The following is a 12775-nucleotide window of genomic DNA, read 5'->3' on the forward strand; positions in this document are numbered from 1 at the left end:
CTAGCCATGCATAAACATTTGCCTACGCAAATTCGCTTTCATCTTTATGGAGAGGGATATCCTTCATTTTGCTTAAGATTAGAATTTAATAATAAATCACTTGTAGGTATTGCATCCCATTTCCTATAGGTATACCATACAGATCCCTTCTCATCTGCAACTTTTGACATAACATTATCAAGATATCCGAGTCTTTTTAGGTCAAACCAACGATGTCCCCACTCCATAAACATCTCTACTTGCCTTTCGTGTAAAATCTTAGTCAAGATCTTAGGAGTGTCGTCAATCTCAATATCTTTTAACCCTGCACGTCTTCTTATTAAGTTCAAATCAACGAGTCCTTCTGGGATATCCCCATTTCTAACCCTTGCCTCAGCTCTAATCAAGTATTGTTCAGCTAATCTTAAAACCATGAAATATTCACCGGATTCATCGTCTGCATTTGACAACTTATATTTATAAAAGAAATTGTATTTAACTCCTGTTGAGGAATCAACACCAATCCAATATTTCTTCCGGAGATCATTTTTCTCAATACTATTGAACAGATCATCACTCATCCAAACGGGGTGATCAAAGTAATCTGGCCCTGCTACTAATACCAACCCTGGTGCATCTAAGGTATTTTTAAATATCCCATTGACATCCACAGGATATAATTGCCAAATTGCTTCCTTGTTATTTTTCAAAAACACATCGCTTATTTGTACAGTATCAAACATCTGTTTGTTATCAATAAGCAGTGTCGATTGTCTAATCGCATTCTCCAATTCACCACTGTATAAATATACACGTGCGAGTAAAGCCGTTGCCGCCCACTTGTTAGGTCGAATTCGCTCTATTGAAGAATGTAAACCATCTGTATCTAAGTACTCATCGTCTAATAAATTCTGAGCATCAATAAGATCATTAATAATTTGTATATATACTTGCTTTTCTGGGGCCCTACTCAATTTGATATTTAATTTATAGTCTGTTGTAGTCACCAATGGAACATCACCATATATATTAACCAAATAAAAATATATAAAAGCCCGTACAAATTTAGCTTCTCCAATCAATCTTTCCTTTAGCATTGGGGTCAAAGTAGTTGACTTACTTAATCCTTCAATAGCAGCATTTGCTCTATAAACTATTTCATAAAATGGGACCCAATATTCGGAGGTGCTATTATTCGTATAAATATCGTAACAAACACTTCCCACTAAAGTGGAACATTCATCCGCACATAATCCATAAAATGTAGATATTGCATAGCTTCCTCCTTGAAAGCGCTGCTGAAGTGAGAAAAAAATCCCCGTTAACACAGAATTAGCGGACGCATCATATTTATATACATAGTCAGCAACCACTTTATCTGGAGGATTGCCGACATCCAAAAATCGCTTACAAGAAAATGATAGAAAAATAAAAAAAAACATTATTGAATATTTACAACACTTAAGCATAGCAGTGATTTAAAGAGTTATCTGAATTCCAAAAGTGATGGTACGTAAAGGAGGTATTACAAGGGTCGATCTAGTTTCAGGATCCCAACCAGGATAATTGGTAACTGTAAATAAATTTTGGCCTAACATATATATTCTAGCGCCTGAGAGCTTCATCCTTTCTCTCAATTTTGTTGGCAACTCCCATGACAACGAAACATTCTTACACCTTATAAATGAAGCTTTTGTATATGCAGCATTACTTGATAAATAAGCGCTAAAATCGCTTTGCAATTGATAATTTTGATTAAATCTTTGATAATTCGCAGTGCTGCCCTTATCTGTCCATCGGTTCAAAACAATCTCAGGCTGATTTCTCATTACTCCTGGGACATAATTAGGATCGAACTCGCCCCTGTATCCCATTTGTTTTACATACTGAAAAAAAACATCTAACCTAAAAGATCTATACTTTAAATTATTTTGAATTCCTCCATAGAAATTTGGAGCTAAATCGACCGAGGTCGCATCAGCCTTCGCTCCTTCATTAGCAGATACAGGTTTCCCATCGGCACTTTCAAATAGGTAAGTACCTTTCTCCTTATCTAACCCAACAAATTTATATAAATCTTTTACCGAAAGTGATCGACCTTCTTTTGCTACAATAGGCACATTGCTAGGATATGATAGAAGCTTATTTCTTGAAAAAGTAACATTTAAAGATGAGGACCATTCAATATTCTTTTTATTGATATTTTTAGACGTGAATATAATTTCCAATCCGGAATTGCGAATCTTCGCCAATTGATTACTCAAAATGCTAGATGCTCCAGCCATAGCTGGTAATGGAGATTCCAATAGCTGGTTATTAGAAAGATTAGAATAGTAACTTGCAGACGTAAACACATTCTTCATTATACTTAATTCGAGACCAACTTCCGACTTTTTAGTTACCTCCCAAGCAAAATCTGGATTAAATATACCAATAACTTGAAGGCCTTTATTTCCTTGATAAAGCTGATTCTGGAAGTCATATCTGTCAAGATATTGATAATCCCCTATGCCATCATTACCGGTCGTTCCATAGCTAATCCTTAATTTACCATAGTTCAAAAATGGGAAAACTTTATGAACAATTTCTTCTTCTGAAAATATCCATCCAGCTCCAACCGAACCAAAATTCGCGAATTGTTTACGACTACCGAATCGGCTACTCCCATCCCTCCGAACAGTGATATTCAAAAGATAACGATCATTGTAAGTATATCCTATCCTGCTAAAAAAAGCCATATATTTATACAAACTGCCCACTCCATTTGATGTAAACGCATTTGCGGCCTGACGATTTCTTATTAGTGCATCTTGGCTGATGCCTGTTGCATTCAGAGTTGTAGCTTCATTTCTATTACTTTGCAACGTAATGCCTGATAAAAAATTTAGAGTTCCGCGACCAAATTCCTTAAAATAACTAATCTGCGGCTCCATTATCCAAGACCTAATATACGTATCTGCATACAATGCGCTAGCTCTAGCATTTCCCTGAAATGCTGGGTTGATTCCAGCAATAGTTGTTCCTCTAAACACGCTATTTCTCATCTCATTATACCCTAAATTTGAACGAACCATTAATCCTGGAAAAACGTTATAACTGACATCTATATTAGTCAATAAATTATTGGTCTTTAGTTCATACACATTGCTTATCAACTGCCTATATGGATTCATCCAAGTAGAATTAGCCCAATTTAAACTACCATCATCGTTATATCCAGGCGGAGCATTAGGTGGTAAATTCACATTACTTGCAAAATCTCCTCCTGGGAAATTTGAACCATTCACACTATAATTCCCCGTCAACGTAGCTCGAAAGTTTTGGTCCGGCGAATACCCTGAAATATTAAAATGCGCCCCACCACGTTGCGTCTCAAAATCGCCTGGGTAAATAGTTGTTTCTTTATGATAATTTCCGCCTATTAAATACTGCATTCCATTAACTCCCCCTGATATTGTAGACTGAGCATCAGTGTAACCTGCAATACCTCCAATCATTTCTTTATGCCAATCGGTATATCTGGAGGTATCCCAAACCAATAGATCGGGAGCATTTTGTGTTGTTGGCTCAATACCATCATTTTCAAATGCCTCTCTACGCATTTCCAAATATTGCTTAGTTGTGAGTTGTGCTCTACGTTTTCCTACATTTTGTAATCCTCTATTTAAGTTTATATCTACTTTAATGCTGCCAATTTTCCCTCTTCTGGTGGTGATCAAAACAATTCCATTTGCACCTCTAGAGCCGTATATAGCGGTGGCGTCCGCATCTTTTAGTACATCAATACTTTCAATATCTGCAGGATTTATAAAACTTAACGTCGAAATAATATTTCCGACTGCACCAAATCCAGCACCAGGTAGTCCGGTAATAGACGGACTATATGGAACCCCATCTACTATAAATAAAGGCACAGTCCCACTTTTGATACTATTCTGTCCTCTTATTTGAACTTTTACTTCCCCTCCCTGCACACCAGTTGTTTGCGAAATCACCATACCAGGTACACGTCCCTGCATTGCAAGAAGAACATCTGCTACTGGTTGGTTTTTGATCTCCTCCGCTTTTATAGAAAATACATTACCTGTGTTAAATCTTGGAGTAATCCTATAATAACCTCCTTTTATAATAGTCGCATCCAATTCACTTACTACCTCACTTAGTTTTATTATCATGCTTTTTCCTGTTGCATCAAATTCTTGATTTTGAAATCCAATACAGCTGACTAACAATTTGGAATTTGGAATAACATCAGATAGACTAAAACGGCCATCGGCATCAGTTTTAGTACCTCTTTTACTCCCTTTTATTATTACTGTGGCACCTAAAACTGGCTCACCATGTGCATCTAAAATTCGTCCGCTTACTATAATAGTAGGTTCTTGACCATTTAAGGATTCATATTTAAAATGCATTAACCTCATCTTTAAAGAAACTACCCCGTCTCTATACATCCACTCCAAACCTTTCTTTCCCAATAAGCATTCTAACACCTCGTCCAACGTCACCTTCTCAAGCTCCACACTCACTCTCTCCTTCACATCCATCGTCTCACTCGCATACATAAACCTTAACCCCGTCTGCTTCTCTATCTGCTTAAACACACTCTCCAACGTCTCATTCTTCGCAATAACCGTCACCTTCTGCTTCCCGGTCTGATCAATCTCAGAGAACGCAGAAAAAGAAAACCACAATAAAAAGACGGACATAAACCTGACTAGCAGGTTCCTGCGAGGCGTAGAGATGCACATAGATGGTTGGTGTTAGTATTAAATAAAAAGCATAGCAATAAGCGCCGTTCAAATACACGACAAAATCACACACTCACTATAGTAATATTCTTAGCTAGTAACTCAAAAATGGTTGGTTGATTGGTATTATTGAGTCATTCCCAAAGTGGGTCGCAAAGAAAATTAAAAAGTACTCCCAGATTTAACAGAAATTTAAACACCTCCAAATGTTACAAAAAATTCGCTCCCGTTAACACCGCATTAACTTCTCGCAATTTGAGATTCAGTAGTTTAGCAAGCGTACAAAATACAGTTCATCATTGTCTGTGAATCCTCAAATTATTATCCCTTGAATTCCGTATACAGCTTATTGTATAACTATTCATTCTGATATTGGTATGCATGCACTAGACGGTTACAGCGATGAACACCTCTTCACCCTCCTGCAGGATGACAACGAAATCGCCTTCAACACTATATTCGGCCGTTACAGCCGTCGCTTATACATGGAAGCATATAGTAAGCTACAGGACGAAGATGAAGGCAATGATATTGTCCAGGAAGTTTTCTGCTGGCTGTGGGATAAACGCCGCGTGCTGGATACACCGCAATGTCTGAAGGCATATCTGATACAGGTAGTGAGGAATAAATGTGTCGACCTGATCCGTAAGAAGACCAGTACCAGGGGTAAAAAGCAACAATACATTTGGCTGGCGGATACCTATACTACAACCTCGCCGATAGAGACAAAGGAGCTAGGCAGGCAACTGGCCATTGCGATTGATAGTATTACACCTGCCAGCAGACTGGCTTTTGAACAGTTATATCTTCACAAAAAAAGCCTGAAAGAGATCGCAGACCAGATGGAGATCAACGTCCAGTCTGTGAAAAACCATATCCACCGCGCGTTGAAAGTCCTGCGCGAAAATCTGAAACACAGCTTATCATAAGTACCTTTTGAGTTTTTATCCGACTCTAAAAGTGCTATGATTGATGAAACCCAGATAGAACAACTGGTGCTGGATGAATTAGGCGGTATCATAACGCCGGAAGACAGTGCCACCCTCAAAAGACTGCTCGAAGAAGAACCGGAAGCACGCATTATCCGAAACGCCATCTACGAACAGTTTTCAGGCCCTGAGGAACAGGCCTTTCTGGCACTATCGCCGGAAAACCTGCCCCTTGAACAGGTATGGGCCAGGATCCGTAAAAGAAAATGGATCCGCGTAATTGTACGCACAACAATAAGCATTTTACTCCTGGCATTGGCAGCCCCGAGTATCTACATATTATTCGTCAAGCCGGATAAGCTGGATAAGCGCACGGCAAACGTCCATGGATTGTCCCTGAAAACTGTTGCGCTGCAGCTGCCCGATGGCGAAATCGTCAATCTGGGCAGCCCGCAGCAACAAGTTACCCTCGGTGATATAACCCTCAACGCACAACAAAAACAACTCTCCTTAAAAGGCAATAAATCAGGAAAAGGTATCGCCACGATCACTGTTCCTTCAGGAAAAGACTACAAAATCAAACTCGCAGACGGCACAGAAGTACAACTCAACTCCGACTCAAAAATGTTATTCCCCGTTTCCTTTAATGGTAAAACCCGCGAAGTCACCATCGAAGGAGAAGCTTATTTATCCGTCGCCAAAGATGCAAAAAGACCATTTATTGTCCACCTCCCTAAAAGTACCATCCACGTACTCGGAACAGAATTTAATGTCAATACCTACGATAAAACATACGAACAAATTGCATTGATCAAAGGCGCTATCAAACTGAAGACTGATTCTGCAACACTCATGTTGAAACCCGGATTCTCAGTTCGATATCAGCAAGGTCACAACTTACAGATGATACGTTTTGATCCGGAAGAAATTTTAGCCTGGCGAGTGGGTACTTATGTGTTTCGGGCAACGACTATAGACGAATTATGCAAAGTAATGAAAAGATGGTACGGAATAAAAGTCGTTTATGACAATCCGAATACCGGCCAACGCCGCTTTACAGGATACATCGACAAATCCAGGCCCATGCGGCATTTCCTGGATGACTTAGAGTTCACTGGACACTTCAATTATTATTTTGATAATGACAGTGTCTTACACATCAGATGACGTTACAGGATCTTTATTTTTTGTTATGCAGTTTTGAATCTAAAATGATGTTATTTCACGAGGAAGAATTATTATTGTCAGTGAAAAACGGGGATGCAAATGCTTTTGCTTCACTCTACGAGAAATATCGTCCGCAATTGCTGACGGAAGCATACCACAAAGTACGCAACCAACACGAAGCGGAAGATATGGTACAGGAGATCTTTACTTCTTTATGGCAACGACGCAGACAATTGACGATCACCATCTCTCTGAAACACTATCTGTTCAGAGCCGTGCATCTGCAATATGCCTACAAGTGCCGCCGCAATGAAGTAGCGCGTAAGTTCGTAACACACACGTACTATACAGCCACGGATGCTGCCCTTCCTCAAAATCTGGAAAACAAGGAACTGGGACAACAAATCCGTCAGGCCGCTACTTATGTATCGGCGCCTGCCTGCAGAAAAGTATTTGAACTACTCTATCTGCAGGACTGGAGTCATAAAGAAATCGCACAGGATCTGAAGATCCAGCCACAGGTAGTAAAAAACCAGGCAAGCCGTGCACTGAAAGTGATCCGTACCCGTCTGAGAGAAGTTGTCTGAAGCGGCACATTCCGTCTATTTACGGACACTAAATAACCATATATGGGTACTACACTTTCTGGCACTAATAAGCTACTACTATTCGAAAGATTAAATCCCTCTTATGTTTCACCAACCGATATCCCGGAGGAATACGAATCACTGATCATCCCGGCAGCGGGCGCCTATTTCCGGGAAGATGCTGAGGCGGAAATACTATCTCAGAATATCAACTTTGGTCCTTTCACGCTTTGGATACATGACATTTGGGCGAAAGAAAATATCGTGCTCTGTCCTTTTATTCCCTCCCACATCTGGTCCCTGCACGGCCTCTATGAAGAAAGCCTGCACCTGGAAAGTCCGGATGCGCCCAGTTATCTCCTGGAAGAAAAAGAATTTAATCTCTTTAATCTCCCGGCAGGTTTACATCGCATCCCTATGGCGGCTGGAAAAAAAATCCTGTCTATACACATCAATGTAGAACAGGAAGTACTGAAGGCAATGGTGGAAGAATTTCCGGGACTGGAGGCTTTGACAAAGCTGGATAGAAAAGAAGCAGGAGCGCTAAACGCATATCCTTATAACAGCAATCCTATCTGCGACTTTCTCATGGAGAAAATGCTTTCCTGCAAATACCCCATGAAGAGAGCCTATCCATATATCTTCAGGATCTGTATCGATCTCCTCAGAAACATCGCTGCACAGGAAGCAAACCTGCATCAGCCGTTAATGGTCGACAGCGTACTGAACACAGAAAGCACTCATCAACTACTGAACTTCATCAGGGAACATCCTTTCAGGAAAAATACGGTCACCCAACTCGCATACATGTTCGATACAAGTGCGAAGAAACTTTCGTTCGAATTCAAACAGCACTTCGCCGTATCTATACATGATTTTATGCACACCGCAAGAATGATGATGATCTATGACATGATGCAGGAACAAAAAACTGCAATGGCGGAAATTGCCAGGATCTCGGAATTCCCCAATGTAATGAACATGATGATGCAGGTCGCCGATTATTACGCCTGTAACAGAAGTGCTACTTATCAATGATCGCACGAACGGTATCCAGTGGCAATGATCCTAAATTCGCACGTTTGATCTGTTTGTTTTTATCATAAAACACAAGCAGGGGATATGCCTGTCCGCCGTAATAGCGGAAGAACGTATTATTATAATCTAACCCCAGTTTCACATTCGGGAATTTTTCCACGTTATACTTCTCCTGGTACAACTTCACATCATGAAAACTACCGGCACTGATGAACAAAAGATTAATATCCTTCAGGGTGTCAATCGCCGCTATCATTTTCTGTGTGAAGGTGTCACAAGGCAAACAACCAGGTCCGTAATAATACAACAAGGTTGGACGTCCTTTCGCCAGACTGTCAGTATTAAACTTAGACACGGTATCTCCCTTTAATAACACAATCGGAGGTAACGCTTTGGGATCTTTGGGCATCTCGTCGGCATGAGGAGCAGGAGTACAGCTGGCGAGCCCCAGGGCAAACAAAAGGAGTAGCTGTTTCATATCGTATAGATGGTTAACGGCGGGTAATATAACTTCATTCACCGGGATAATACTTAGGAGATAGCGATTATCAGAAATTGTCTTTATCTCCTAACTATTCCTCCCAACGTACCTGCTACCTTTAAAAGACCCGTTAACCACAATCAGCTCCCCCATGAGTAACCCAAGTCTCAGAGATTACATCTTTAAAGATCCCAATAACCGCCCTTACGTGTGGACTGCCATTATCGGAATAGTATTGCAGTTGTTATTCTTTAAATACCTATATCCCTTTGCCAGTTATATTAATGGTGACTCCTATGCCTACATGGAGACAGCACATATGAACTTATCCATCAACACCTATCCCGTAGGATATTCTATGTTCATTCGGCTGTTCAGCGTATTCACGCATTCCGATACTGCACTGGTAGTATTTCAATACCTGATGCTGCAGGCAAGTATCTTGTCGCTGGTTTTTACTTTGTTCTACTTCTACAACCCACATAGATATACCAGAATAGGATTGTTCGGGTTTATGTTATTCAACCCCGCCTTTCTCTATCTCGCAAATTATGTATCCAGCGATACCTTATTCCTCTCTCTTAGTCTAACCTGGTTTACGATACTATTGTGGATCATTTACCGGCCTTCCAGGAAACTGATGATATATCATGCGTTAGTCCTGTTCCTCGCCTTTACCGTGCGATACAATGCATTATACTATCCACTCATCGCCGGCGTCGCTTTCCTGCTATCCCGGCAGGCAATGTTACAAAAGATACTGGGACTGGCGATCTGTGTGATCCTGATCGGCAGTTTCATCCAATACAACAAACACCAATACTACGAACTGAGCAAAAAGAGCATTTTCACACCGTTTACCGGCTGGCAGATGGCCAATAATGCCATGTATGCCTATAAGTTCGTACCGAAAGAACAGCGTAAACCGGTCCCTAAAAAGTACCAGGTCCTCGACAACATGATCAGGGAGTATTTTGATAGTACCGTCGGTAATCCCCGTCACCCGGAAGAAAATCTGGTTGCCAGTACGATATACATGTGGACGCCCGGCGCGCCATTACGGACCTATATGCAGAACCAGTTCAAAAAAGACAGTACTGCCCCGGAGTTGAAAAGATGGGCCAGTGTATCGCCCTTGTATGAAGAATATGGCAAATATATCATCATGCAATACCCCTGGCAATTCGCACAATTCTATTTGCTGCCCAACGCATTAAAATATTATGCGCCTCCCATTGAATTTCTGGAATACTATAGCACCGGCCAGGAAACCGTCCACCCCATCGCCCAGACATGGTTTGAATATAAAAGCAACAAGATCGAAACGAAATTCAAGGATTTTAAGGTTGATATCCTGAACTTTTACCCCATCCTGGTAGGAACGATGAATGTGATCTTTTTCCTGGGCATGATCGGCTTCCTGTTATTACAGGGTTATAAGCAACAACCATTGATGGGAAAAGGCTTATTACTGGTTGTCTGCCTTTGGCTGACCAACTTCGGTTTTAGCGTCTTTGCCTCGCCAATCGCCCTCCGCTTTCAGCTATTCCCGATTCTGGTCATGACCTCCTTTGCATTCCTCTTTATGGAATATCTTATCAAAGAGGCCACAAAGAAAGAATAATCCGAACCATTGGGCGACGATCCTTGTTATAGAGCAAACCACCACAAAATGTCAGCATTTTCACATGGAGATGCGAGGTTGCTTCCATTGGAAGGAAAGCGTATTGGTAATACGAATACCGCCCGAATACCCGAAGAGTATCTTCAATTATTACTACCCAACGCCAATGTACACTATTGGCAGAACGGCCAGGTATATGTACTGTCACAGCACATGGTTCTTGGGGTCTATTCCCTTTGGATCCACGACGTTGTAGCAGATGGCGCGCAGGACATCCTGCCCTACGTGCCTCACCCGCTATATACACTGCATTATATGTTTGAAAGCGGACTGGACGTAAGATTTCCTGATTCGGAACCTTTCCGCCTGGAGGAGGATACCTGTAACCTGTTTTATCTCGAGCCAGGTGTAAGCCGCCTGCCTTTGGAAGAAGATTTGAAGGCGTTATCTGTATTGATCAACATATTACCCGAACATATATCCGCGCTTACAGCAGACTTTCCGGATCTTCACAAACGGCTGCAACAACACCGTTCAGGGAACCAGGTGATCAACAAGCAACCTTTTACCGTGACGACCGTCAACCGGATGCTGATCTCCAAAATACTGACCTGCCGTTATCTCCGGGATGATGCAGCAGTCTTCCTTGAAAGATGCTGCGCCGATCTCTTCCGTATATTCTGTCGACAGTATAACGTCGCTATGGTAGTTCCTCCGGCAGAAAATGATAATTACAATAAAGTATTCGAATACATGCGGACATATCCTCATGTCCGCTGCGATCTCAGGTACTTTTCACGGATGTTCCATATACCGGAGCACGAAATTGAAGCAGGCTTCCTGAGTTATTTTGCCATCAGTATACACGATTGCAGTCATATGCTGAAGATGATGACGGCATTTGATCTCATTATACAACACGGTCAGTCTTTTGGTGATATCGCAATAAGGGTTGGCATGGAAACGGAAAAGATGATTCACGCCATTGAAGCATATTACAACATCAAAGTTGCCGCTCAAAGAAATTAGTACAGAAAGCCTCCGCAATTTGCGGAGGCTTTTTCACCGTCTAACAATAACGGTTTTCTTACATCACTACTTCTTTCATTGCCTCATTACCAGGTGTATCAATAGCAGTTGCCGTGATTACTGTCTCTTCCAATGCAGCATTTACAGCCGTCGAAATATATAACCAGTCAATACCATTCGCCTGTAAGATGGCTTCTCCCTGTTCCACATTCTCATCAGTCGCGGTACGGATATTCACCCTAACCCTGGCAACTTTCACGCTATCTACTGCCCGAACAAGAATACTACCGCCAATAGCACCTGTATAGTTTTCCGTATTGATACTGATGACTTCAGGAGGCTTAACTGCATCTTTCAACGCAATATTGTATGCACTCTGATCAGGGCCAGCCAGGGCCGCATAAAATGCTTTCTTCACTGGATCAAGCAAAACAGCCTTCGCATATTGAATGCCTAACTTGAACCGTTGTTGTACTTCCAACTGTGCATCAGTAGGCGCACTACGACTTGCGCGTCGCTTCTTACCTAAGATCAGTTGTCCGGAACGTTTACGCGTCAGTGTCAACATATCGCCAATCGTACCGAATGCTCCTTTAAGAATAATATTATCTGATGATTTAGCCATGATAAAAATTTTAATATTTTAAAACATATACTGGCAGAACATTTGAACGATGCTTGTTCGTCGCAGATTCGTCGCTTCGCCGTCGCTTATTCGTCCATTGTTCGATTGAACCAGCTTTTACTTCAATATCCATTCAGCAGATTTGAGTAATACAACAGGCGCCTCTCCGTTGTATTTGGCGCGGCCTCTTTACCGCTGATTGACAATACAATATTACGATACGTCCATAGATCAGAGAACTGATAATAGACGTCACCGCATCAACGTTTAGACGATGACGCGGTGAAGCAGTGATAAATGGTAAGAGCATTATTCTTTGAAAATATTTATATCAAATTGACTTTTGTGTTGAAGGATTTTACTTAACTTAGCATACGATAACTTTTTCCAACGGATCTTTTATTATAAGCTGTTTGTAAACCCAAAGCATAAAAGACAGCAACAACTACAAGAGCAATACTAAGAAGAACTAGCTATCCACGAAACAATAACTGTAGCATAATAAAGGTCCGATCAAATAAAATTTACACAATGAAAAAATTACAAGCAATGTGCTTAGATGCAC

General features: G+C 41.1%; 10 protein-coding genes. 6 read left to right on the forward strand and 4 right to left on the reverse strand.

Features of this window, described 5'->3' with window-relative positions; genetic code table 11:
- Positions 1-44 precede the first annotated feature (44 nt).
- Together BMZ72_RS23035 and BMZ72_RS23040 are read right to left on the reverse strand one after the other, a co-directional pair.
- Positions 45-1421, reverse strand: a complete 1377-nt coding sequence (locus BMZ72_RS23035) for a RagB/SusD family nutrient uptake outer membrane protein (RefSeq protein WP_255373270.1) — start codon at positions 1419-1421, stop codon at positions 45-47.
- Between the two features lie 36 nt (positions 1422-1457).
- Positions 1458-4526 (reverse strand): SusC/RagA family TonB-linked outer membrane protein, encoded by a 3069-nt coding sequence (locus tag BMZ72_RS23040; protein WP_255373271.1) that lies wholly within the window; start codon positions 4524-4526, stop codon positions 1458-1460.
- A 581-nt stretch (positions 4527-5107) separates the two neighbouring features.
- Between BMZ72_RS23040 and BMZ72_RS23045 the strand changes: the two genes are divergently transcribed.
- The 4 genes from BMZ72_RS23045 to BMZ72_RS23060 are packed head-to-tail and all read left to right on the forward strand — an operon-like array spanning position 5108 to position 8451.
- Complete coding sequence (locus tag BMZ72_RS23045) at positions 5108-5659, forward strand: RNA polymerase sigma factor (protein ID WP_089812054.1); 552 nt, start codon at positions 5108-5110, stop codon at positions 5657-5659.
- 36 nt (positions 5660-5695) lie between these two features.
- Positions 5696-6826, forward strand: coding sequence for a FecR family protein (locus tag BMZ72_RS23050; protein WP_089812055.1), 1131 nt, complete (start codon positions 5696-5698; stop codon positions 6824-6826).
- 44 nt (positions 6827-6870) lie between these two features.
- A complete protein-coding gene (locus BMZ72_RS23055) occupies positions 6871-7413 on the forward strand; it encodes an RNA polymerase sigma factor (RefSeq protein ID WP_177222905.1) in 543 nt (180 codons plus the stop codon).
- Positions 7414-7455: 42 nt separating this feature from the next.
- A complete protein-coding gene (locus BMZ72_RS23060) occupies positions 7456-8451 on the forward strand; it encodes a helix-turn-helix domain-containing protein (RefSeq protein WP_089812057.1) in 996 nt (331 codons plus the stop codon).
- On the opposite strand, the gene BMZ72_RS23065 is transcribed toward BMZ72_RS23060, so the two are convergent.
- Positions 8438-8929, reverse strand: a complete 492-nt coding sequence (locus BMZ72_RS23065) for a thioredoxin family protein (protein WP_089812058.1) — start codon at positions 8927-8929, stop codon at positions 8438-8440. The two genes, BMZ72_RS23060 and BMZ72_RS23065, sit on opposite strands and share 14 nt — an antisense overlap.
- 154 nt (positions 8930-9083) lie before the next feature.
- On the opposite strand from BMZ72_RS23065, the gene BMZ72_RS23070 reads away from it, so the two are divergent.
- Together BMZ72_RS23070 and BMZ72_RS23075 are read left to right on the forward strand one after the other, a co-directional pair.
- Positions 9084-10556, forward strand: a complete 1473-nt coding sequence (locus BMZ72_RS23070; protein ID WP_089812059.1) for a hypothetical protein — start codon at positions 9084-9086, stop codon at positions 10554-10556.
- A 48-nt stretch (positions 10557-10604) separates the two neighbouring features.
- Positions 10605-11585, forward strand: coding sequence for a hypothetical protein (locus BMZ72_RS23075; protein WP_089812060.1), 981 nt, complete (start codon positions 10605-10607; stop codon positions 11583-11585).
- 58 nt (positions 11586-11643) lie between these two features.
- Here the strand turns inward: BMZ72_RS23075 and BMZ72_RS23080 are convergent, their stop codons facing one another.
- On the reverse strand, positions 11644-12210 hold the full coding sequence (locus BMZ72_RS23080; protein WP_089812061.1) for a hypothetical protein: 567 nt from the start codon (positions 12208-12210) through the stop codon (positions 11644-11646).
- Between the last annotated feature and the right edge of the window lie 565 nt (positions 12211-12775).

The sequence above is a fragment of the Chitinophaga sp. YR627 genome (assembly GCF_900114995.1).
Lineage (GTDB): Bacteria > Bacteroidota > Bacteroidia > Chitinophagales > Chitinophagaceae > Chitinophaga.

Bases quoted from the DNA above. Each gene is read 5' to 3' on its own strand.
- BMZ72_RS23035 (WP_255373270.1), bottom strand. From the start codon at position 1,421: ATGTTTTTTTTTATTTTTCTATCATTTTCTTGTAAGCGATTTTTGGAT.
- BMZ72_RS23040 (WP_255373271.1), bottom strand. From the start codon at position 4,526: ATGGATGTGAAGGAGAGAGTGAGTGTGGAGCTTGAGAAGGTGACGTTG.
- BMZ72_RS23045 (WP_089812054.1), top strand. From the start codon at position 5,108: ATGCATGCACTAGACGGTTACAGCGATGAACACCTCTTCACCCTCCTG.
- BMZ72_RS23050 (WP_089812055.1), top strand. From the start codon at position 5,696: ATGATTGATGAAACCCAGATAGAACAACTGGTGCTGGATGAATTAGGC.
- BMZ72_RS23055 (WP_177222905.1), top strand. From the start codon at position 6,871: ATGATGTTATTTCACGAGGAAGAATTATTATTGTCAGTGAAAAACGGG.
- BMZ72_RS23060 (WP_089812057.1), top strand. From the start codon at position 7,456: ATGGGTACTACACTTTCTGGCACTAATAAGCTACTACTATTCGAAAGA.
- BMZ72_RS23065 (WP_089812058.1), bottom strand. From the start codon at position 8,929: ATGAAACAGCTACTCCTTTTGTTTGCCCTGGGGCTCGCCAGCTGTACT.
- BMZ72_RS23070 (WP_089812059.1), top strand. From the start codon at position 9,084: ATGAGTAACCCAAGTCTCAGAGATTACATCTTTAAAGATCCCAATAAC.
- BMZ72_RS23075 (WP_089812060.1), top strand. From the start codon at position 10,605: ATGTCAGCATTTTCACATGGAGATGCGAGGTTGCTTCCATTGGAAGGA.
- BMZ72_RS23080 (WP_089812061.1), bottom strand. From the start codon at position 12,210: ATGGCTAAATCATCAGATAATATTATTCTTAAAGGAGCATTCGGTACG.